Here is a 20,450-nt window from a genome sequence, read left to right as displayed (position 1 = left end):
CTCGCAATCAGGTGAGCCGGGCGAGTTCCTGCTCCAGCAGGGGCAGGCGCAGCGCCAGTACCGCGCTGGCGTCACTTTCCGGCGCTTCCAGCAGGTACCACAACAGCTCGATATAGCGGCACAGGACGCGGCGACCCTGCAGGGCCGCGCGCTGCGCCGGATCAGGCGAAGCCCCCAGGTAGTGGCCGAGAAAATCCGTGTCCTCCCCCGCGGCCAGGTCCTGGCCGAGCGCCGCGCCGGCGAGGTCGAACCAGGGGTCGCCCATCGCACTGTATTCCCAGTCCAGCGCATACAGCCTGCCGCCGCTGCGCAGCAGGTTGGCGGCGATGAGGTCGTTGTGGCAGAGCACCCGGCGCGCGTGGCCGCTGGATTGCGCGAGGCAGTGCTCGATGGCGTGCAGGTGACCGGCAGGAAGTGCGGGAAGGTCCCCGTGCCGCAACTGGCCGTGGTAGCGCGCTACCCGTTCGGCGAGATCCAGTCGGTAGTGGCGCGCGGGCAGGGCGTGAATACAGCGCAACAGTATTGCGAGATCGGCAAGTGAGTGGGCCTGTAGCGTGTCTGCGGGCAGGTAGCGGCAGACCAGTACACCCAGTTCCGGATTGAAATAACAGGGTTCCGGGGCGATGCCGGCACGCCAGGCCGAACGCAGAATCTGCCACTCCGCCGAGCGACTGAGGCCGTGCCGGCCGGGGTGCACGCCGTCAATGCGCACCACAAAGCGTTGCCCGGCACTGTGCACCAGGAAATTGAAATTACTCAGCCCGCCGTCGAGCGCCTGTTCGACCTCCGGTGCTGCACCCGGCGGTGAGCTGGTTTGCCAGTGCTGCCACTGGCCGAGCGCCTTGCCCAGGCGGTGCTCCGCAGTTCGGGTATCGTGGGCGGTCACCGGGCGATGTCGAGCTCGCCGGGTATCAGCTTGCATACCAGGACCTGTTTGCCGTGTTGCTCGTGACTGCGCCGCAGACAGGTGTTGACCAGGTCGAAAACGGTATCCCATTCGCCGCAGACCTGGGTGCTCATGGCATTGGTAATCAAGGTCACATCCGGAGAGCTGCGGGCGGATTCGATAAAATCCTTGATGATTCCGATGTAATTGTCCTGCAGTGGATAAAGGCTGAGTTCGGCGGTGAGTTTCACGATGGCGACTCCCATGGTGTTGCGTGTATGCCGGGGGCGAAGGGTGTATTGCATCGGGATTATAGGAAGCCTAAACTGCCTAGCCAACCTTAGCACTTGCGGGATGGAACCCGCCCCGGTCAGAAAGGCCTGCCGATGGGAAACGAAAACCGCCGCGGTGGTTTTATGCAAGAAGAAATAGAAGGCGCTCCTCCGGCTCGTTCCAGTGTTGAATTTCACGCGAGACGGCTGGCAGAACAAGTCTCGGTCAATCGGTATCTCTACCTGCAAACCTTGCAGATGGAGCACATGCTGCTTGAACCCGACAGCATGCAGGGGCTTCTCGAAGTGCTGCTGGTCAGCCTGCCGCGGCATTACGGCTTCCGGATTGCCGAACTGTGGCTGCTGGATCCGGAGGAGTCACTGGCTGAACTGATCGTCGGCGGCGAGCGCTACGGGCCCTATCTGCAACTGCATCGCGACGCCTTTGAGATGCAGGAACTCTATCCGTTGGAGCCCGATATCCAGTTGATCGACGCCACCGATTCCCGCATGTTCGAGGTGCTGAAATTCGAGCGTGGTATCGACCAGGCCCTGCTGTTACCTTTGCTCGTTGATGGGCGGCTGCTCGGCAGCCTGCATATCGGTATGGAGGAAAACAGCCTGGCCTTCGGTGACGAGGAAGAAGACCTCCTCGCGCACCTGTCACTGTTGATCGCCCGCTGTCTTTCCCGCGCCATCCTCCACCAGCAGGTGACCCAGCTAACGCTGCTCGACCCCCTTACGCGAATTTCCAACCTGCGCGGCTTCGAGCGCGACATCGCGCGGGAAATTGCCCGGGCACGGCGCGCCAACCAGCCGGTCAGCGTGCTGCTCATCGACGTCGATGAGTATGACGAACTGCACGATCACTACGGCGAGGTGCGCGGTCATTTCGTATTGAAGAAAGTCGCCGAGCGTATCTCCTCCGACCTGCGTGCCACCGACATGCTGGCGCGGCTGGCGCGGGCCCGCCTGGCGGTGCTCCTGCCAGCCTGCAATGAGTCCCGCGGCGAAGACATCGCCGAGCGTATCCGCCAGGATATCGACGACTTCGCCATCGACGACGGTCGCGGCGCAGTGCTGCAGGTTACCCTCAGTGTCGGCATGGTCACCTGGGAGCCGCAGCACTACCCCGCTGTGGATATGGAGCAGTTGGCAAAACAGATAGAAACGGTAAGCAAGAAAGCGCTGGGCGATGCGCGCGCGAGGGGCGGCAACTGCACCGCTGTTTCGCGTCTCGCTCCCCTGCTGGTCTGAAGTATTTCGAGGTAATCCATTGAGCGACCGACTGAACAACCTGTTCGACAATAACCGTGCCTGGGCGCACAGCGTCAAAACCAGCGATCCCCAGTTTTTCGAGAAACTGGCGGCCCAGCAGAGTCCCGATTACCTCTGGATAGGCTGCTCCGACAGTCGCGTGCCGGCAAACCAGATCATTGGTCTGTTGCCGGGCGAGGTGTTTGTACACCGCAACGTTGCCAATATCGTCGTGCACACCGACTTCAACTGCCTCACGGTCATGCACTACGCCATCGAAGTGCTCAAGGTGAAGCACATCCTGGTCGTAGGCCACTACGGCTGCGGCGGTGTGCAGGCGGCCTACGAGAATGCCGACACCGGTCTCGCTGACAACTGGCTGCGTAACGTCAAGGATGTGCAGTACCGCTACGAGGCGGAACTGGAGGCCATTCCCGACAAGGAAGACCGCCTGGCGCGCCTGTGTGAATTGAATGTCATCTCGCAGGTCGACAACGTCTGCAGAACCACCATCGTACAGAATGCCTGGGCCCGCGGGCAGGAACTGGCGGTGCACGGCTGGGTCTACAGCCTGCGCGACGGGCTGCTGCGCAACCTCGAATGTACCGTGGATGGACAGGAGCAAATTCCCAACGCCTACCGCGTAGAGCGGTGACTCCGGAACGCATTGCCCGACTGCAGGCGGTTCTCGAGCGGCGCCAGCCGGACCTGACAGTCGTCTCCGACTTCGTTCACAAACCGCGCAATCTCTCCGCCATCCTGCGCTGCTGCGACGCCGCCGGCGTGCTGCAGTTGCACGCTGTCCTGGGCGATAGCGACTACCGGGCGTTCCGCGGCACCGCCCGCGGTTCCCAGCAGTGGGTCGGCGTGCGGCGCCACAACCGGCTGGAGGATGCCCTGACGCCACTGCAGCAGGCGGGATACCAACTGGTCGTGGCGCATCTCTCGGCAGAATCTGTCGACTATCGCGACATCGACTACACCCCTCCCACGGCCCTCATCCTCGGCGCTGAGCGCCGGGGCCCGGGGCCGCTCGCCCGGTCCGCCGCCCGGCATATCGTGATCCCGATGGTGGGCATGGTGGAATCGCTCAATGTATCGGTGGCGGCGGGTATTATCCTGTCGGAGGCCCAGCGCCAACGGCAACTGGCCGGCATGTACGACCGCTCCCGCCTTGATGGGGCGACCCGCGAGCGGCTGTTTTTCGAGTGGGGCCACCCGGGTGTGCGCGATTTCTGCCGGCAGCGCGGACTGGCCTACCCGCCGCTCGATGCGGAGGGTGAAATCGCCGACCCGGTGGGCTGGAACGCCAGTGTCCAGGACGGCAGCGCCCCCCGGGAGGATTACGGCGATGAGTAACCTGCTGCTGGTCCTGCTATTTATATTCGCCGGTGTCGCCCTGCTGGCCTGGGCGCTGGAGCGTTTCGGTCCGGACCCCGATCCCGAGCGTACCCGGCGCCTGACCCGCTGGATTTATCCCCTCGCGGGACTCGCCCTGGTGCTCTCCGCGCTGCGCTATTTCTGGCAGTGAGGGGCCACAAACGCCTCCCCGAACCCCACTTTCAGCGGCGGTTTCAACTTTCACATTCCGCACCTATAATCGGGGCGTCTTGAAATTTCCGGCCTGGTGCCGGTTTTCGGTTTCCCCGGATAACAGCGAGTATCAATTGCCAGCCCAATGGCTAAGTAATACCAGTGACATCAGCGCGAAAGCAGCAGGCCACCTGACCGCAGCGGCGCATTACCTGTCACAACCCGAACGACTGCGGCGCCTGCGCCGGTTGCTGGTGGGTATTCTGTGCCTGTGGATAGTACTTTCACTCGCACAGCTGCTGTGGGCCCTGTTGCCGGCCGACACCCCCGCTGGCGAACCCGTGACCGTCATCAATCCCGCGGTGCGCAGCGAGGCGGCCGCCGGCCGCAAACCCGTCGATATCGACGCATTGCGCGCCCGGCACCTGTTTGGTGACGCCAGCCTGGCCGGGCTGGCCGAAACCCCGGAGACGGTTGCCGCTGCGCCCGCCAGCGAGCGCGAGGGTATTGAAGAAGGCGCCCGGGAAACCCGCCTGCAACTGACCTTGCGCGGTGTGGTGTCCGCCCGGGAAGACGGACTCGGCCACGCGATTATCGAATACCGCAACAAGCAGGATGTCTACGCGGTGGACGATGAACTACCGGTCTCCGGCAAGGTCGTACTGGCCAAGGTCATGCCGCACCAGGTTGTGCTGGATAACAACGGGACCTACGAGTTACTGACGCTCTACGACGACAGCGAACTGGACGACCAACTGGAGCGGGCGGCAAGCAAACCGGCAGCCAAACCCCGGCAAGCGGCGCCCGCAGGCTCCGGGGCGGTGATCGACAAACGCACCGACAGCGGCGTAACCGAACTGGCCAGCAGCTACCGCGACCAGCTCTACCGCAACCCGCAGTCGCTGGCCTCGGTGGTGAGTATCAGTGCCGTGCGTGAAGACGGTCAGCTGCGCGGCTACCGGATCGCGCCAGGTTCCGACGCGGAGCAGTTCTCCCGGCTCGGTTTCAAGACCGGTGATATCGTGACCGGTATCAATGGTATCGCCCTGGACGATCCCTCGCAGGCGATGCGTATCTACCAGACCATGCGCACCGCCAGCGAAGCGGTGTTCGACCTGCAGCGCGGTGACCAGCCCGTGTCCGTCAGTGTCAGCCTCGCGCCTGCTGAGGGCTGACCGTATGACGCCACATCTATATTCCAGAGGAAGTTATTCAGTGAACAGATTCAGCCGCGGCCTGCGCGCAGCGCTCATCGCTCTCATGCTGGCCCCGGGCCTGCAGGTGGCGCCGGTGGCAGCCCAGGATTACACCGTCAACCTCAAGGAAACGGATATCCAGGAGCTGATCAAGTTCGTGGCGGAAGTGACCGGTACGACCATCGTGGTGGACCCGGCGGTCAAGGGCAAGGTCAAGGTCATTTCCAGCAAACCGGTATCCAAGGACGAGCTCTACCAGCTGTTCCTGTCGATCCTCGAAGTGCACGGTTATACCGCGGTGAAATCCGGCGGCGTGGTGCGGGTGATCCAGAACAAGGACGCGCGCTCCGCACCGGTATCGGTGGGGGATGAGGGTGTCGCCGGCGGCGACGAGTACGTCACTCAGGTTATCCGCCTCGACAATATCTCTGCCGCGAAGCTGATTCCGGTGCTGCGGCCGCTGGTGCCGCAGCAGGCGCACATGGCGGCATACGCGCCCAGTAACGCCATTATCATTTCCGACATTGCCGCCAACATTGTCCGTATCGAGGACATCATCCAGCGGATGGACCGCACCGCAGTGCAGGACACGGATATCATTCGTCTCAAGTACGCGGTGGCCGAGGATGTCGTCGACATGCTCGAAAAGCTCAACAAGTCCGAGGCCGAGCAGGCCGGTGGTTCGGAGCACGAGGTCCTGCTGGTCCCGGATACCCGGACCAACAGCATCCTCGTGACCGGCGACGAGATGCAGCGGGCGCGGATGCGCAATCTGATCGCCCACCTCGACACGCCGCTGGAGCAGAGCGGCAACGTCAAGGTGGTATACCTCGAATACGCCCAGGCCAAGGAGATCGCCGAAGTACTCACCCGGGTCATGCAGAATATCAGCCGCCTCGACAGCGCCGATGGCAAGCCGTCGAGGTCCGCCGACAAGAACGCCACCATCGAGGCCGACGAGGGCACCAATGCCCTGATCATCACTGCGGATACCGACGAAATGGCCTCACTGGAAGCGGTGATACACCGGCTGGACATCCGCCGCGCCCAGGTGCTGGTCGAGGCGATCATCGTCGAGATGACCGCCAGCGATGGCCAGGACCTCGGCCTGCAGTGGCTGTTCGCCAATACCAAAAGCGGTTTTTATGGCAGCAACATCGACAGCGTGGACCAGGCGTCGAATTTTGCCGGCGCCCTCAACCCGGGCGACGATGAGGAAGACACCGGCAACGGCGATTTCAACGTCGCGGACCTGGCCGCGGCGCTGGCCGGCACCCCTGGCCTGTCGCTGGGCTGGGGCAAGGTGGATGACAACCTGACCATGACGGTGATCCTCAACGCCTTCAAGGACAACGTCAATGCCAACATCCTCTCCACGCCGAGCCTGTTGACCCTGGACAACCAGGAGGCCTATATCACCGTCGGCCAGGAAGTGCCGTTCATCACCGGTTCCTATACCAGTACCGGATCGGCCGACGGCGCCTCCAATCCCTTCCAGACCATCGATCGCCAGAGTGTCGGCATCACCCTGAAAGTGACTCCGCATATCAACGAGGGCAATTCGGTGGTGCTGGATATCGAGCAGGAGGTTTCCAATATCCTCATCGGCGGCGAACAACTGGCCAACGCCTCGGACCTGATTACCAGCGAGCGCAAGATCCAGACCAAGGTGCTGGCCTCCGACGGCCGGGTGGTGGTGCTGGGTGGCCTGATCGAGGACAACGTGCAGGACAGCACGCAAAAGGTTCCCCTGCTGGGTGATATCCCGCTGCTCGGTCGCCTGTTCCGCAACGACAGCGTCAGTGTCGACAAGACCAACCTGCTGATTTTCATCCGCCCCACCATTGTGCGCGACGACGAACAGCTCGCCGGTGCCACCGCCGAGAAATACCGCTATATTCGCGACCAGCAGTTGCTGCGCCGCCAGCGCGGCCTGCAATTCCTCGACGACGGCAACCTGCCCCTGCTGCCGGAATGGCGCGACGACATGCGCCAGCTCGATCTCATGCGCGGTGGGGAAATGACCCCGGATGAAGACCAGCCCGGCGCCGCGGGGAGCCAGCCGCAGTGAACGTGGAAGACCTCGAGGTCGCGGCGGAATCGCTGGAGGCGGCGCCCGTCGCGGGGCGCCGCGGCCTGCCGTTCACCTACGCCCAGCAGCGCGGCGTACTGCTGGTGGAGGGCGAGACGGGTCCCCTGGTCCTGCACTGCAAGGCGCCGACCATCGGCGTGCTCACCGAGTTGCGCCGCCATCTCGGCTGCCCCTTCGCGCTGGAGGCCGTCAGCGAGCCGGAATTCAAGCGCCGTCTGTCCCTCGCCTACCAGCGGGACAATAACGAGGCGGTGCAGATGGCCGAGGACATCAGCGCGGACGTCGACCTGTCGCGGCTGGCGGACGAGATTCCCGAGGTCGGCGACCTGATGGACGCCGAGGACGACGCGCCGATCATCCGCCTGATCAATGCCATCCTCTCCCAGGCAGTGCGCGAACAGGCCTCGGACATCCACATCGAAACCTTCGAGGACCGCCTCAGCGTGCGCTACCGGGTGGACGGGGTGCTGGCCGAAGTACTGTCGCCGAAGCGGGCCCTGGCGCCCCTGCTGGTCTCCCGCCTGAAGGTCATGGCCAAGCTGGATATCGCCGAAAAGCGGGTACCCCAGGATGGCCGCATCTCGGTAAAGATAGCCGGCCACGCAGTCGATATCCGCATGTCCACCATTCCCTCCGCCCACGGCGAGCGGGTGGTGCTGCGCTTGCTGGATACCGCGGCGGGGCAGTTGCAGCTGACCCAGCTGAACATGAACGAGCAGGTCGCCGAAGCCTACCGGCGGCACCTGCACAGCCCCCACGGCATTATTCTGGTCACCGGCCCCACCGGTTCCGGCAAGACCACTACGCTCTACGCGGGGCTGACCCACATCAATGAGACCTCGCGCAATATCCTCACCATCGAGGACCCGGTGGAATACATGCTGCCGGGGATCGGCCAGACCCAGGTGAACCCCAAGGTCGACATGACCTTTGCGCGGGGCCTGCGGGCGGTCCTGCGCCAGGACCCGGACGTGGTGATGGTGGGCGAGATCCGCGACCTGGAGACTGCGGAGATAGCGGTGCAGGCCTCGCTGACCGGCCACCTGGTGCTGTCGACCCTGCACACCAATACCGCCATCGGCGCCATCACCCGCCTTGCAGACATGGGCATCGAACCCTTCCTGATATCCTCCAGCCTGCTCGCCGTCATGAGCCAGCGCCTGGTGCGCCTGCTGTGCAGGGATTGCCGCGAGGCATCACCGGCTACCGAGGCGGAGCGCGACATGCTCTACCCGGGCGGCCTGGAAGGCCCGCTGGAACTGTTCCACCCCCGCGGTTGCGAGTCCTGTCATCACACCGGCTATCGCGGCCGGACCGGCATCTACGAACTGATCGAAGTGGACGAGACCCTGCGCGAACTGATCTACGCGGGCGCCAGTGAACAGGCGATGCTGGCCCACGCCAGGAAGCTCTATCCCGCAATGCAGGCGGATGGACGCCGCCGTATCCTCGCCGGTGAGACCAGCCTCGCCGAAGTGATGCGCGTCACCTCGATCACCTGAGGGAACTGCCGTGACCGCCTACCGCTATCGCGCCCTCAATACCCGGGGCAAGCTCGTCAAAGGCTTTATCGAGGGGGACTCGGAGCGCCACGTGCGCGGCCAGTTGCGCGCCAAGAGCCTGCGGCCGGTCGAGGTCGAACAGGCCAACCGGCAGGAGAACAAGGGTGCCACGCCGCTGCGCAAATTGTTGCGGCCGCGCATCTCCACCGGTGACCTCGCCATGGTCACCCGTCAGCTGGCAACGCTGGTGCAGTCCAACCTGCCGCTGGACGAGGCCCTGCAGGCCGCGGCGCAGCAGAGCCGTTCCAGCCGGATCAAGGCGATCCTCCTGCAGGTGCGCTCGCGGGTCGCCGAGGGTTATACCCTGGCCTATGCGATGGGCGAGTTTCCCCAGGTGTTCAACGAAATGTACCGGGCGATGGTGAATGCCGGCGAACATGCGGGCTACCTCGGGCCGGTGCTGGACCAGCTCGCCGACTACACCGAGCAGCGCCAGTACACCGGGCAGAAGCTCAAGATGGCGATGATCTACCCCTTTGTCCTGATCGGGGTGGCAATCGCCGTGGTGGTGGCACTGATGGTCTTCGTCGTGCCCCAGTTGATCGGCGTGTTTTCCCAGTCCCACAAGGAACTGCCGATCCTGACCAAGGCACTGATTGCGACCAGTGACTTCTTCCGCGACTACGGCATCTGGCTGTTCTTCGCTGTCGTCGCGCTGGCGCTCGGCGTGCGCCAGTTGCTGCGCAACGAGGGCCGCAAGCGCAAGTGGCACCGCTTCCTGTTGCGCCTGCCGGGCCTCTCGCGGCTGGTGATTGCCCTGGACACCGCGCGTTTTGCCTCTACCCTCAGTATTCTCATGGCCAGTGGCGTGCCGTTGCTGGAGTCGCTGCGTATCGCCGGCCAGGTCCTCGGCAACCTGGTGTTGCGGGAGGACAGTAAAGCTGTCGCGGAACTGGTGCAGGAGGGCAGCAGTCTCAATCGTGCCCTGCAGCACAGCGGCCGCTTCCCGCCGATGATGGTACACATGGTGGCCAGCGGGGAGGCCAGTGGCGAGCTGGAAACCATGCTCGAACGCTCGGCGAACAACCAGGAGCGGGAGCTGGAAATGACGCTGGGTACTATGATGAGCCTGTTCGAACCGCTGATGGTGGTGGTGATGGGCTGTATGGTGTTGCTGATCGTGCTGGCGATCATGCTGCCGATATTTGATTTGAACACAATGGTGAAATGACAAATGCGTAACTACAGAACTGCGGGTTTCTCGCTGGTGGAAATCCTGGTGGTACTGGTGATCATGGGTCTGCTGATCAGCATCGTGGCGCCCACCGTGCTGAACCGGGCGGATGATGCCCGTATCGAAAAGGCCCGGGCAGATTTCAAGGCGATTGAAACCGCGCTGAAAATCTATCGCCTCGACAACTATGTCTATCCCACCACGGAACAGGGATTGATGGCGCTGGTGGAACCCAGCACCATCGAGCCCGAGCCGCGCAATTTCAAGCAGGGCGGTTACCTCGCGGAGGTGCCCCTGGATCCCTGGCAGCGGCCTTACCTGTACCTGTCCCCCGGCGAGCACGGGGAGGTGGATATCTATACCCTCGGCGCCGATGGACTCTCCGGCGGTGAGGGCCAGAACGCCGATATCGGCAACTGGAAAGCCACGGACGAATAAGCGCCATGACCGGACTCCGGCAGCGGGGTTTCAGCCTGCTGGAATTGCTGGTTACGCTGCTGGTAATCGTGCTGGCGACCTCGTTGGTGACCCTCAATATCGGCGGCGGCGACCGCGATGTGCGCCTGCAGTCGACCCTGCAACAGCTCGCCGATGCCGCCACCTTCGCCCTCGACGAGGCCCAGTTCTCCGGCACCGACTATGGCCTGCTGCTGGTGCTCGACCTGGACCGGGGTAAGGAACGCTACACCTGGCAGTGGCGCCAGCGCGACCCGCAGGGCTGGCGCGAGACCACCGGCGAGCGCGAGGTGTTCGCCGCCGGCGCCCTGCCCGAGGGGCTCGAGTTGCAGCTGGAAATCGACGAAGTCATCCAGTCGCGGGATACCCTCCTGTTGAGTTCGGCAAACCCGGAACCCCAGCTGATTTTCTATGCCAGCGGTGAGACCCAGCCGGGGGCCATCGATATCCGGGCGAAGCAGGGCGGTGAACTGCTCTGGCGGATCGAGTGGGACCTGCTGGGCAATTTCCGTTTGCTGGAGCGCGGCCTGCCCCCGGTGGAGGACAATCCGTGATCCGCTCGAGATCCCGCGCGGCCGGATTCACCCTGGTCGAAGTCATGGTTGCCCTGGCGGTAGTCGCCCTGGCGCTGCCGGCGCTGCTGTTTGCCCTGTCCCAGCAGGCCGACGCCACCGGCTACCTGCGGGACAAGTCCATCGCCTATGCGGTGGGCGCCAACCGGCTGTCCGAAATCCGCCTGCTGGCAAGGGCCCAGGGGGACCTGATCAAGGGTGAGGACCGCGGCGTATCGCGCATGGCCGGACGCGACTGGTACTGGTGGGTGACCAGCACGGTGACCGATGTCGCCCAGTTCTACCGGGTGGAAATTAGCGTGGCGGACAGCGAAACCACCCGCGACACACCGCTGTATACCCTGACGGCCTATCTCTCGGCGGATTTCCGCCAGGATACAATCCCCGGGGAGGGCAGCGGTGAATAGGCGGGCACGCGGTTTTACCCTGATCGAAGTGCTGATTGCGATGGCGATTACGGCGGTGGTGGCGGCACTGGCCTATACCAGCTTCAACACCGTACTGGTCGGGGTGGACAGCACCCAGGCCAACGCCGAGCGGTCCTACGCCGTCAACCGGGCGTGGCTGTTCATCTCGCGGGATATCGAACAGTTCGCCAACCGGCCGGTGCGCGATGAATTTGGCGAAATGGAACCGGCGCTGCAGGGCGGCGAGGTGGCGCGTTTCCCCCTCAGCCTGACCCGTTCGGGATGGTATAACCCGGTGGGAAACCCGCGCGCCGAACTGGAGCGCGTGAACTACCGGATCGCCGGTGACGCCCTGTACCGCGACAGTTACGCGGTGCTCGATCGCGCCGGCAATACCGAACCGCGGGAGGCCGAACTGCTGGAGGGCGTGGTCGCCTTCCGGGTCCAGTTCCTCGACAACGCGTCGTCGGCGCGCAGTGTGGGCAACAGCAGTGAACTGGATACCCGGCAGTGGGCCGAGAACTGGGTGATCGACACCAGCCGGCCCGGTGAATTGCCCGAGCCGCCGGCTGCGCTGGAGGTCGTACTGGAGCTCGAGGACTGGGGCGAGATGAGGCGGGTGTATGTACTGCCCCCGATCTAGTCCCCCGGCCCGCCAGCGCGGCGCGGCGCTGATCCTTGCACTGCTGATTTTTGCCATCAGCGCCGCCCTCATCGTCGCCATGCGCGCGAATTTTGACCGTGTCTACCAGCAGGCCAGCAGTCTGTTCATTGCCGAACAGTCCCGCGCCTACCTGCGCGGCGCCGAGGGCCTGGCGACGCTGGCGCTGCAGGTCGATTACGATGCCGACAAGGGTGAAGGCGAGGACCGGCGCGACACCCTGGATGATTTCTGGGCGCGGAAAACCGTTCCCTATGCGCTCGACGAAGGCTGGCTGAGTGGCGGCCTGGAAGATTTGCAGGGGCGCTTCAACCTCAACCTGCTGGTCGAGGAGGAGCCCGACCCGGAGCAGCAGGAGGGGCCGCGATTCACGGTGCCCCAGGCCCAGTTTGTGCGCCTGGTCCTGGCGGTGACCGACCCGGCTCCGTCTGAATCAGAAGCCCTGTCGCTGGCCAGGTCGATCGGCGACTGGGTCGACCAGGATACCATTCCGCGGCCCGATGGCGCGGAGGACGACTTCTACCTGTCCCGGGAGCCGGCCTACCGCGCCGCCAACCGACCGCTGCAGGCGGTCAGCGAATTGCGCGCAATAAAAGGTGTAACACCCGAGCTGTATGCTGCGCTGGAACCCTGGGTGACAGTCTGGCCGCAGGAGAACGGCAGGCTCAATATTGAAACAGCACCGGTGACGGTGCTGCGCTCACTGGGCGCGGATGACAGCCTGCAGCCGCTCAGCCACGACGAGGCGCTGTCCCTGGCGCAACTGCGCTGCGACGGACCCTTCGATAATGTGGAAGCCTTCCTGCTGCTGACGCCCTTCGGCAGCGGCGAGGAAACCAATGTCAACGGGATCAGGGAACTGCTCGGCCAGCAGTCCGCCTATTTCCTGCTGCGCGCGGAGGCGGAAGTTGCCGGCAGGCAGCGGCGCTTGTACAGTGTGCTGCAACGCCAGAACCGGCAGGTCAGCATACTCAGCCGGACCATCGACCAACGCGTGACCCCACCGGAATTGAAGAGGGAAGATCCTTGCGAGAGGTAGCCATTATCCGTCTTGTCGGCGATCGCCTGGCGTGGAACCCGCCGGGCGCCGCGGACGGTCCGCACTGGCTGGAGACGGACGAAGAACGCGCCGCCCTGGTGGCCGCGATCGGCCAGCGTCGCCAGGCGGCGGTATTTGCCGTACCCGGTGAGGAGCTGCGCCTGCTGCGCGTCAATATCGCGCCGGAAGAGCGCCGGCACCTCGGTAAATCCCTGCCCTTCATGCTCGAGGAAGAACTCGCCGAGGATATCGACGGCCTGCATTTTGCCCGCGTGGCGCTCGACGCCAGCGATGTGGCCGTGGCGGTGTGTACCCGCGAACGGATGCAGGCATTCAATGAGGCGCTGGCGGTATTGCCACCGATCAACCTGTGGCTGCCCGAACCACTGTTGCTGCCCTGGCAGGAGGGCGAGTGGTGCGTGGTGCTGGAAGGAGAGCGCGCAATCGTCCGCTATGGCTTCTGCGAGGGTTTCTGCGTGGAGCGCGACCTGCTCGCGCTGCTGCTCGAATCGCTGCTGCAGAGCGTCGAAGTGCCGGAACAGGTCATCGTCTACGGCCAGCAACAGGACGCCGACCTCGCCCTGCTGCCCGCACCGGCGGGGCTCAAACCACAGTGGCGCCGCGGTGGCTTTGATACCTCGCTGCTGGTGTCGGAGCAGCCCGCGCCCTTGCTCAACCTGCGCCAGGGTGAATTTTCCCAGCGCCTGCCCCTCGACCGCTGGTGGCGCCAGTGGCGCGCGGTCGCGGCGCTGTTTGTCGGCGCCCTGGCGGTGCACCTTGTCGCCGGCTGGGCGGACCTGCGGCAGATGGAGTCCGAGAACCTGGCCCTGCGCGCGGACATCGAGCAGAGTTACCGGCGGGTGATTCCCCGCGGCATGGTGCCGGAACCGGAGCGGCAACTGCGGCGGCAACTGGATGAACTGGGTGGCACGGCCAGCGGCAGTGGCTTTACCAGCCTGCTGGCGCAGGTGGGCGCGGTGGTCGGCGACAATCCGGGCAGTTCACTGGTCAGCCTCAATTACAACGACCGCGGAGCGGAGATGCGCCTGAATATTCTCGCCGCCGATTACGCCGAAGTCGAACGCATCCGCGCGGGCTTTGTCGCCGCGGGCCTCGAAGCCTCCCTGGAGAACAGCAGTACCCAGGGCGAACAGGTGCGGGCCCGCCTGCGCGTGGGGGGGCGGTCATGAAACAGTGGTTCTCCGGCCTGACCCAGCGCGAGCAGCTCAGCCTGCTGGTACTCGGCCTGGCGCTGGGTTTATACCTCGTGTACCTGCTGGCGGTGCGACCCCTGGGGACCGCGCGGGAGGAAATGGCCCAGCGCAACTCCGCGGTTGCGGACTCCCTGCAGCGGGTGGATGTCATGGTGTCGCAGATTCTCGCCCTGCGCGAGAGCGGCGCCCGCAGCGACGCCCCGCGCAACCTGACCAGCCTGGTCAACAGCTCCACCGCCGAACAGGGGCTCGCGGTGGCCCGCCTGCAGCCCAACAGTCGCGGCGAAGTCCAGGTGCGACTCGAGGACGTCAGTTTCGACGCCCTCGCCGGCTGGCTGTACCAGCTGGAATACCGGGAAAATATCGTGGTGCAGGAGGTCTCCATCACCCAGGGCGGTGGTGACGGCCAGGTCAATGCCACGGTAAGACTGGGACCCCCGGGCTGATGCGCGCCCGCCTGATACCCGCCGGGCTGGCGGGCCTGCTGTTGTTGGTCGTGTTGCTGGCCAGTGCGCCGGCAAGGCTGTTCTCACTATTCCTGCCCCCGGACCAGGTCGTGCTGCAGGGCCTCACGGGCACCCTCTGGCGGGGCGCGGCGAGCCGGGCGATGATCGCCACCGATGCGGGCTACCTGCACCTGGGACACCTGCAGTGGCACATGAAACCCCTGTCGCTGTTGCTGCTCTCGCCTGCCGTCGTCATTGACTCCGCCTGGGGTGGTCAACAGTTCAGCGGCGAGCTGCGACGCACCCTGGCAGGCAACCTCCATATCGACGACGCAGAGGGGCGTTTTGATGCCGCCGTCCTTGGCAGGTTCCTGCCGGTGCGGCTGGAGGGCGAAATTGCGCTGCAAATCGAGGCGCTGGTCCTGCGCGACGGGATGCCGCAGACGGCGACCGGCAGGCTGGTCTGGCAGGGTGCCGGCTGGCAATCCCCCCAGGGTATGCGTCCGCTGGGCAGTTATGCGGCGGACCTCCAGACCCTGGACAACGCCACGATAACCGGGGCCGTGCTGACACTGTCCGGCGATGTCCAGGCCGAGGGTGCGCTGCGCTGGCGGGCCGGCGAGTACGGCGTGGATATCACCCTGCAGGGCCCCGGCATCGACGATCCCCAGTTGCGCCAGGCACTGCAGTTGATGGCGGCGCCGGAAGGTGATGGCTTCCGCCTGCAATTCAACGGGGCCCTGCCGGCGACCGACTGATCGCCGGCCCGCTAACCCCACAGGGGCGAGCCGGCGGGGCGCATTTCCGCTAAAATGCGCTTTTTTGCCCAACCCTCACCGGAACTGCCATGTCCCCGATTGCCGACCGTCTCGCCGCCCTGCGCACCCTGATGCGCGAGCGCGACTATGCTGCCCTGATCGTACCGCGCGCCGACGAGTATCTCGGCGAGTACCTGCCCGCGCACAATGAGCGCATGCACTGGGTCTCCGGTTTTACCGGTTCCGCGGGGGTGGTCATTGTGCTGGCCGATTCGGCGGCCATCTTCGTCGACGGGCGCTACACCGTGCAGGTGCGCCGGGAAGTGGACGGCGCGCTGTTCGGGATCCTCGACCTGGTCAACCAGCCCCACGTGCAGTGGCTGTCCGGCGAACTTTCCCCGGGGGCACGGGTTGCCTGTGACCCGCGCCTGCATACGCTGGCCTGGTTCCGCGCCGCGACGCAGACCCTGGAGGCGGCGGACCAGCAACTGGTGGCCGATACGGACAACCTGGTCGACCGCTGCTGGCACGAGCGGCCCGCCGCGCAGGTTGCCCCCGCCCTGCTGCTCGATACGCGCTTTACCGGTGCCTCCAGCGAGCAGAAACGCGGGGAAATCGCCCGCAGCCTGGTGAACGCCGGCGCCGATGCGGCACTGATTTTCGCCCCCGACTCGGTCAGCTGGCTGCTCAATGTGCGCGGCACGGATATACCCTGCCTGCCGGTATTGCAGTCCTTCGCCCTGCTCTACGCCAGCGGCGCAGTCGACCTGTTTGTCGACCCGGCGCGGATTCCGCAGGGTTTCAGTGCCCACGTGGGAGAGGGCGTGCAGGTGCTGCCCGAATCGCAAGCGCTGTCGCGGTTTGCCGGGCTCGCCGGCAAGCGCGTGCTCGCGGACCCAGACAGCGCCAATGCCTGGACCCAACTGGAATTGCAGCGGGCCGGCGCACACCTGGTGCCGCGCACCGACCCGGTGCTGCTGCCCAAGGCCTGTAAAAACGCTGTTGAAGTGCAGGGTGCGCGCGAGGCCCACCGCCGGGATGCGGTTGCAGAGGTACGCTTTCTCGCCTGGCTGGACGCGGAGGTCGCCGCCGGACGCCTGCACGACGAGGACACCCTCGCGGCGCAGCTGGGTGCGCTGCGCGCCGCCAACGACCACTACCACGGCCCTTCCTTCGACACCATCTCGGCGGCCGGGGGCAACGCCGCGATGTGCCACTACAACCACCGCAACGCGGAGTCGCCGGGACGCCTGGTGATGGATTCGGTGTACCTGGTGGATAGCGGCGGCCAGTACACCGACGGCACCACGGACATCACCCGCACGGTGGCCATCGGCAATCCCGCAGAGGAAGTGCGCCGGCTGTTCACGCTGGTGCTGAAGGGGCATATCGCCCTCGACCAGGCGCGCTTTCCCGCGGGTACTTCAGGTACCCACCTCGATGCGCTGGCCAGGCAGTTCCTGTGGCAGCACGGTTACGACTTTGCCCACGGTACCGGGCACGGCGTCGGCGCGTTTCTCAGCGTGCACGAGGGGCCGCAGCGCATTGCCCGGGCCTGGAACCCGACCGCGCTGGCGCCCGGCATGATCGTCAGCAACGAGCCCGGTTACTACCGCGACGGCGAATTCGGCATCCGCTGCGAGAACCTGGTGGTGGTGCGCGAATGCGACACCGTGGGGGAGACCCCGGTCTACGGATTCGAGGTGCTGACCCTGGTGCCCTTCGACCGGCGCCTGCTGGCAGAGTCCCTCCTGAGCGGCGACGAAGTCGCCTGGCTCAACCGCTATCACGCCCGGGTGCGGGACACCATTGGCCCGCTGCTGCAGGGCGCGGACCGCGCGTGGCTGGAACAGGCCACACAGCCCCTGTAGACTGCGTGCAAAGCCCGCAATAATCATACAGGGCCTGCCAACACTCAGGGGGAGAGCGGCGCATGGTAGCAGCGGTTGGGGAGCACTGGTCCTCGCGATTCGCATTCATCATGGCCTCGGTCGGCTTCGCCGTCGGGCTGGGCAACATCTGGCGTTTTCCCTACATCACCGGAGAGAACGGCGGCGCCGCCTTCGTTCTCGTCTACCTGGCCTGCGCCTTCGCCATCGGCCTGCCGGTACTGATGGCCGAGCTGATGATCGGGCGCCGCGGCCAGGCCAGCCCGCCCACCGCGGTCGCCAATGTCGCCGCGCGCACCCAGCGCTCCCGCAACTGGAAGGTCATCGGCGGGATGGGCTTGCTGGCTGCCTATACCATTGAAATCGTCTATGCCGTGGTGGTCGGCTGGGTCCTCTGGTACCTGTTCAAGGCTCTGGTGACCGGTTTCGCCGGGATGGATGTCGTCACCGCCGAGGCCACCTTCGGCGCCGTCCTGCAGGACAACCCCGGTATGCTGTTCTGGACCCTGGTAGGGTTGGCGATTACCGGGGTGATCATTCACGCGGGCGTGCAAAAGGGGATCGAGCGGGCAGTGAGCGTGATGATGCCGGTCATGTTGCTGCTGCTCCTGGGCCTTGCTGTCTACAATTACTTCGCCGGCGGTTTCGGCGACGCGGTACGCTGGTTGTTCACACCCGATTTCAGCAAGCTCGGCTGGGAGAGTGTGCTCGCCGCCATTGGCCAGGCCTTCTTTTCCATCAGCGTCGCCATGGGCGGGATGATGACCTACGGTTCCTACCTGCCCCAGGACATCTCCATCGCCCGTTCCGCGCTGATCGTGGTCCTTGCCGACACCTTCGTCGCCTTGCTGGCGGGGCTGGTGATATTTCCCGCAGTGTTCAAATTCGGTCTCGATCCCGCCGCGGGTCCCGGCCTGATCTTCCAGACCCTGCCGGTCGCCTTTGCCCAGATGCCGGGCGGGCACCTGTTCGCGGTCGTCTTCTTCGTGATCCTGTCCGTCGCCGGGATTACCTCGATGGTGGGCCTGGTAGAAACCGTCAACGCCTGGGTGGAGGAACGATTCGGCATGGCCCGCCGCAACAGCTCGCTGGTCGTGGTGTCCTCGATCGCGCTGCTCAGCGTGCTCAGCCTGATGTCCTACAACGTCATCGGCGAACTGTCTGTTGGCGGACGCAACTTCAACGCCCTGCTGGAGGACTTTTCCAACCTGGTGCTGTTGCCGCTGGGCGGGCTGTTGATCGCGTTGTTCGCCGGCTGGGTAATGCATCGCGATGACAGTCGCGATGAGCTGAAAACCCTCGGTCCCGGGGGCTTTGCCCTGTGGCGTACCCTGGTGCGTTTCGTCGTGCCACCGGCGCTGTTGCTGATCTTTTTGATGGGCATTACCTAGGCGCGCGACGCCGGTCTAGAGTACCGGCGCGAGCAGGCGGGCGGCGGCCATGCCGAGGGTGAACCAGATCGAGCGGTGACTGAAGTCCGCCGGACCCACTTCCCGGGCGTGCTTGAAATCCGCCTCCAGCATCTCTTCCACTTCCCCGACCAGATGCTTGTCGTGGACCAGCAGGGTGATTTCAAAATTCAGCCGAAATGAGCGGTTGTCAAAATTGGCGGTGCCCACTGCGGCGAGCTGGTCGTCCATCAGCACGACCTTCTGGTGCAGGAATCCCCCCCGGTAGCGATAGATCTTTACCCCGGCGGGCAGCAGCTCCCGGGTGAAGGACCAGTTTGCCAGCCCCACGATGGGGCCGTCGGGTTCATCCGGCAGCAGCACTCGCACGTCCACACCGTTGAGGGCCGCCAGTTGCAGGGCGGCGACGATGCCGCGGTCGGGTACGAAATAGGGGGTGGTTATCCAGATACGGCGTTTCGCGGCCACCAGTATCTGCAGGAACATCAGCGCCGCTTCCTCGTACTCGCTCGCCGGATCGGAGGGAAAAACCAGTACTTCGCAATTGCCCTGCGCCTGGACGTTGAAATCCCAGTCGATTTCCAGGTGATTGCGGGTTGCCCATAACCAGTCGGTGGCGAAAGCCAGCTCGGTGCCGAGAACGCCGGGACCGCTCAGTTTCAGGTGGGTGTCGCGCCAGTGGCCGATGCGCGGGTCCTTGCCCAGATACTCGTCACCGACATTGTGGCCACCCACCCAGGCCGTCTGGCCGTCGACCACAACGACCTTGCGGTGATTGCGGAAGTTGAGCTGGAAGCGGTTGCGGTGGCCCTGGGTGGTATTGAACGGTGCGACGTGGACACCGCTCATCTGTAGTTGCCGCAACAGGCGGGATTTGGAGAACGCGCGGCTGCCAATCTCATCGTAGAGCAGGTAGACCTTGAGGCCTTCGCGGGCCTTGTCGGCCAGGATACGGCCGAGATCCCGGCCGAGCCCGTCGTCGCGAATGATGTAGAACTGGAACAGGATGTACTTGCGGGCCTGTGCCAGGCCGGCGAGGATGCTGTCGAAGGTGCGCTGCCCGTCCACCAGTAATTCCACCGCATTGCCGGTAGTGGCGGGCATCCGCGCGAGGTTGGCGAGGCTCGCGAACAGCGGCGGAGCATCGCCCGGGGGTACCAGGTGATCACTGACGCTGCCGCTGACACGCTGGAGTAAATTGCGTGACTCCAGCTCGACTTCCTCGCGCTTGTCCTGGTAGCCGTCGAAGCGGCTGCGCCCGAATACCAGGTACAGCGGCACACTGACCGCCGGCAGGGTAATCAGTGACATGGTCCAGGCCACCGCGCCCTGTGGCGTGCGGGCCTGCAGTATGGCCTCGATGGCGCAGAAAATCGCCGCCACGTACAGCAGTGCGAAGCCAATGGCGATCAGCTGGGTGAGGAGTGTGCTATCCACGCGCCGGGGAGGGGAGGTCGGTGGGCGGAGACTGTGGCGGCGGAGGCGACTCCCCGGGCGGCTGGTCGCCTGCGGCGGGGATGAACTGGATCACCGCTACCGCGAGCAGGAGAATTGCGAACAGGCACCAGTAAAGGGTCTTTTTCGACATGCTGTGCATTGGTCAGGTTCCTGTGCCGAGAATAGCACC

Annotated in this window: 22 protein-coding genes; 18 read left to right on the top strand and 4 right to left on the bottom strand. The window is 64.8% G+C overall.

The window, feature by feature from the left end; genetic code table 11:
• Positions 1-7: 7 nt before the first annotated feature.
• Together ACNKU3_RS10810 and ACNKU3_RS10805 are read right to left on the bottom strand one after the other, a co-directional pair.
• Positions 8-922 carry a choline kinase family protein gene (locus ACNKU3_RS10810; RefSeq protein ID WP_418259478.1) on the bottom strand — a complete coding sequence of 305 codons (915 nt, stop codon included), beginning with the start codon at positions 920-922 and terminating at the stop codon, positions 8-10.
• Positions 883-1,191, bottom strand: a complete 309-nt coding sequence (locus ACNKU3_RS10805; RefSeq protein WP_418259477.1) for a YkoF family thiamine/hydroxymethylpyrimidine-binding protein — start codon at positions 1,189-1,191, stop codon at positions 883-885. Before ACNKU3_RS10805 ends, ACNKU3_RS10810 begins: the two co-directional genes overlap by 40 nt.
• Positions 1,192-1,302: 111 nt before the next feature.
• Between ACNKU3_RS10805 and ACNKU3_RS10800 the strand changes: the two genes are divergently transcribed.
• The 18 genes from ACNKU3_RS10800 to ACNKU3_RS10715 all read left to right on the top strand — a co-directional run bounded on the left by ACNKU3_RS10800 (position 1,303) and on the right by ACNKU3_RS10715 (position 18,805).
• Positions 1,303-2,415 (top strand): diguanylate cyclase domain-containing protein, encoded by a 1,113-nt coding sequence (locus ACNKU3_RS10800; protein ID WP_418259476.1) that lies wholly within the window; start codon positions 1,303-1,305, stop codon positions 2,413-2,415.
• Between the two features lie 19 nt (positions 2,416-2,434).
• Positions 2,435-3,070, top strand: coding sequence for a carbonate dehydratase (gene can / locus ACNKU3_RS10795; RefSeq protein WP_418259475.1), 636 nt, complete (start codon positions 2,435-2,437; stop codon positions 3,068-3,070).
• Positions 3,067-3,774 (top strand): tRNA (guanosine(18)-2'-O)-methyltransferase TrmH, encoded by a 708-nt coding sequence (gene trmH, locus ACNKU3_RS10790; protein WP_418259474.1) that lies wholly within the window; start codon positions 3,067-3,069, stop codon positions 3,772-3,774. Before can ends, trmH begins: the two co-directional genes overlap by 4 nt.
• A complete protein-coding gene (locus tag ACNKU3_RS10785; protein ID WP_418259473.1) occupies positions 3,767-3,946 on the top strand; it encodes a hypothetical protein in 180 nt (59 codons plus the stop codon). The genes trmH and ACNKU3_RS10785 overlap by 8 nt, the downstream gene beginning before the upstream one ends.
• Positions 3,947-4,082: 136 nt before the next feature.
• Positions 4,083-5,123, top strand: coding sequence for a type II secretion system protein GspC (gene gspC / locus ACNKU3_RS10780; protein WP_418259472.1), 1,041 nt, complete (start codon positions 4,083-4,085; stop codon positions 5,121-5,123).
• A gap of 4 nt (positions 5,124-5,127) precedes the next feature.
• Positions 5,128-7,215, top strand: a complete 2,088-nt coding sequence (gspD, locus tag ACNKU3_RS10775; protein ID WP_418259471.1) for a type II secretion system secretin GspD — start codon at positions 5,128-5,130, stop codon at positions 7,213-7,215.
• Positions 7,216-7,217: 2 nt separating this feature from the next.
• Positions 7,218-8,738, top strand: a complete 1,521-nt coding sequence (gspE, locus tag ACNKU3_RS10770; RefSeq protein ID WP_418259991.1) for a type II secretion system ATPase GspE — start codon at positions 7,218-7,220, stop codon at positions 8,736-8,738.
• Positions 8,739-8,748: 10 nt separating this feature from the next.
• On the top strand, positions 8,749-9,969 hold the full coding sequence (gene gspF / locus ACNKU3_RS10765) for a type II secretion system inner membrane protein GspF (protein ID WP_418259470.1): 1,221 nt from the start codon (positions 8,749-8,751) through the stop codon (positions 9,967-9,969).
• Positions 9,970-9,972: 3 nt separating this feature from the next.
• Complete coding sequence (gene gspG, locus ACNKU3_RS10760; protein WP_418259469.1) at positions 9,973-10,410, top strand: type II secretion system major pseudopilin GspG; 438 nt, start codon at positions 9,973-9,975, stop codon at positions 10,408-10,410.
• 5 nt (positions 10,411-10,415) lie between these two features.
• Entirely contained in the window at positions 10,416-10,982 is a 567-nt protein-coding gene (locus tag ACNKU3_RS10755) for a GspH/FimT family pseudopilin (RefSeq protein WP_418259468.1), read from the top strand.
• The gene (gene gspI / locus ACNKU3_RS10750; RefSeq protein WP_418259467.1) at positions 10,979-11,407 is read left to right on the top strand and encodes a type II secretion system minor pseudopilin GspI; all 429 of its coding nucleotides are present in this window, start codon (positions 10,979-10,981) and stop codon (positions 11,405-11,407) included. The genes ACNKU3_RS10755 and gspI overlap by 4 nt, the downstream gene beginning before the upstream one ends.
• Complete coding sequence (gene gspJ, locus ACNKU3_RS10745) at positions 11,400-12,050, top strand: type II secretion system minor pseudopilin GspJ (RefSeq protein WP_418259466.1); 651 nt, start codon at positions 11,400-11,402, stop codon at positions 12,048-12,050. Before gspI ends, gspJ begins: the two co-directional genes overlap by 8 nt.
• Positions 12,031-13,107 (top strand): type II secretion system minor pseudopilin GspK, encoded by a 1,077-nt coding sequence (gspK, locus tag ACNKU3_RS10740; RefSeq protein WP_418259465.1) that lies wholly within the window; start codon positions 12,031-12,033, stop codon positions 13,105-13,107. The genes gspJ and gspK overlap by 20 nt, the downstream gene beginning before the upstream one ends.
• On the top strand, positions 13,095-14,297 hold the full coding sequence (gene gspL, locus ACNKU3_RS10735) for a type II secretion system protein GspL (RefSeq protein WP_418259464.1): 1,203 nt from the start codon (positions 13,095-13,097) through the stop codon (positions 14,295-14,297). Before gspK ends, gspL begins: the two co-directional genes overlap by 13 nt.
• On the top strand, positions 14,294-14,767 hold the full coding sequence (gene gspM, locus ACNKU3_RS10730; protein ID WP_418259463.1) for a type II secretion system protein GspM: 474 nt from the start codon (positions 14,294-14,296) through the stop codon (positions 14,765-14,767). The genes gspL and gspM overlap by 4 nt, the downstream gene beginning before the upstream one ends.
• Positions 14,767-15,525 (top strand): type II secretion system protein N, encoded by a 759-nt coding sequence (gspN, locus tag ACNKU3_RS10725; RefSeq protein ID WP_418259462.1) that lies wholly within the window; start codon positions 14,767-14,769, stop codon positions 15,523-15,525. Before gspM ends, gspN begins: the two co-directional genes overlap by 1 nt.
• A gap of 89 nt (positions 15,526-15,614) precedes the next feature.
• Entirely contained in the window at positions 15,615-17,396 is a 1,782-nt protein-coding gene (locus ACNKU3_RS10720; RefSeq protein WP_418259461.1) for an aminopeptidase P family protein, read from the top strand.
• A gap of 62 nt (positions 17,397-17,458) precedes the next feature.
• Entirely contained in the window at positions 17,459-18,805 is a 1,347-nt protein-coding gene (locus ACNKU3_RS10715; RefSeq protein WP_418259460.1) for a sodium-dependent transporter, read from the top strand.
• A 15-nt stretch (positions 18,806-18,820) separates the two neighbouring features.
• Here the strand turns inward: ACNKU3_RS10715 and cls are convergent, their stop codons facing one another.
• Complete coding sequence (gene cls, locus ACNKU3_RS10710; RefSeq protein ID WP_418259459.1) at positions 18,821-20,260, bottom strand: cardiolipin synthase; 1,440 nt, start codon at positions 20,258-20,260, stop codon at positions 18,821-18,823.
• Positions 20,253-20,420: a hypothetical protein gene (locus tag ACNKU3_RS10705; RefSeq protein WP_418259458.1), complete on the bottom strand. Its 168-nt coding sequence runs from the start codon at positions 20,418-20,420 to the stop codon at positions 20,253-20,255. Before ACNKU3_RS10705 ends, cls begins: the two co-directional genes overlap by 8 nt.
• Between the last annotated feature and the right edge of the window lie 30 nt (positions 20,421-20,450).

Source organism: Haliea sp. E17 (assembly GCF_048323675.1).
Classification (GTDB): domain Bacteria; phylum Pseudomonadota; class Gammaproteobacteria; order Pseudomonadales; family Halieaceae; genus Mangrovimicrobium.
This window is presented reverse-complemented; position numbering and strand designations above follow the sequence as displayed.

Coding starts and splice junctions, on each gene's coding strand:
- ACNKU3_RS10785 (WP_418259473.1), top strand. CDS start 3,767: ATGAGTAACCTGCTGCTGGTCCTGCTATTTATATTCGCCGGTGTCGCC.
- gspN (WP_418259462.1), top strand. CDS start 14,767: ATGCGCGCCCGCCTGATACCCGCCGGGCTGGCGGGCCTGCTGTTGTTG.
- ACNKU3_RS10705 (WP_418259458.1), bottom strand. CDS start 20,420: ATGCACAGCATGTCGAAAAAGACCCTTTACTGGTGCCTGTTCGCAATT.
- gspD (WP_418259471.1), top strand. CDS start 5,128: ATGACGCCACATCTATATTCCAGAGGAAGTTATTCAGTGAACAGATTC.
- gspG (WP_418259469.1), top strand. CDS start 9,973: ATGCGTAACTACAGAACTGCGGGTTTCTCGCTGGTGGAAATCCTGGTG.
- ACNKU3_RS10800 (WP_418259476.1), top strand. CDS start 1,303: ATGCAAGAAGAAATAGAAGGCGCTCCTCCGGCTCGTTCCAGTGTTGAA.
- gspK (WP_418259465.1), top strand. CDS start 12,031: ATGTACTGCCCCCGATCTAGTCCCCCGGCCCGCCAGCGCGGCGCGGCG.
- ACNKU3_RS10720 (WP_418259461.1), top strand. CDS start 15,615: ATGTCCCCGATTGCCGACCGTCTCGCCGCCCTGCGCACCCTGATGCGC.
- gspM (WP_418259463.1), top strand. CDS start 14,294: ATGAAACAGTGGTTCTCCGGCCTGACCCAGCGCGAGCAGCTCAGCCTG.
- ACNKU3_RS10805 (WP_418259477.1), bottom strand. CDS start 1,191: ATGCAATACACCCTTCGCCCCCGGCATACACGCAACACCATGGGAGTC.
- ACNKU3_RS10715 (WP_418259460.1), top strand. CDS start 17,459: ATGGTAGCAGCGGTTGGGGAGCACTGGTCCTCGCGATTCGCATTCATC.
- ACNKU3_RS10755 (WP_418259468.1), top strand. CDS start 10,416: ATGACCGGACTCCGGCAGCGGGGTTTCAGCCTGCTGGAATTGCTGGTT.
- ACNKU3_RS10810 (WP_418259478.1), bottom strand. CDS start 922: ATGCAAGCTGATACCCGGCGAGCTCGACATCGCCCGGTGACCGCCCAC.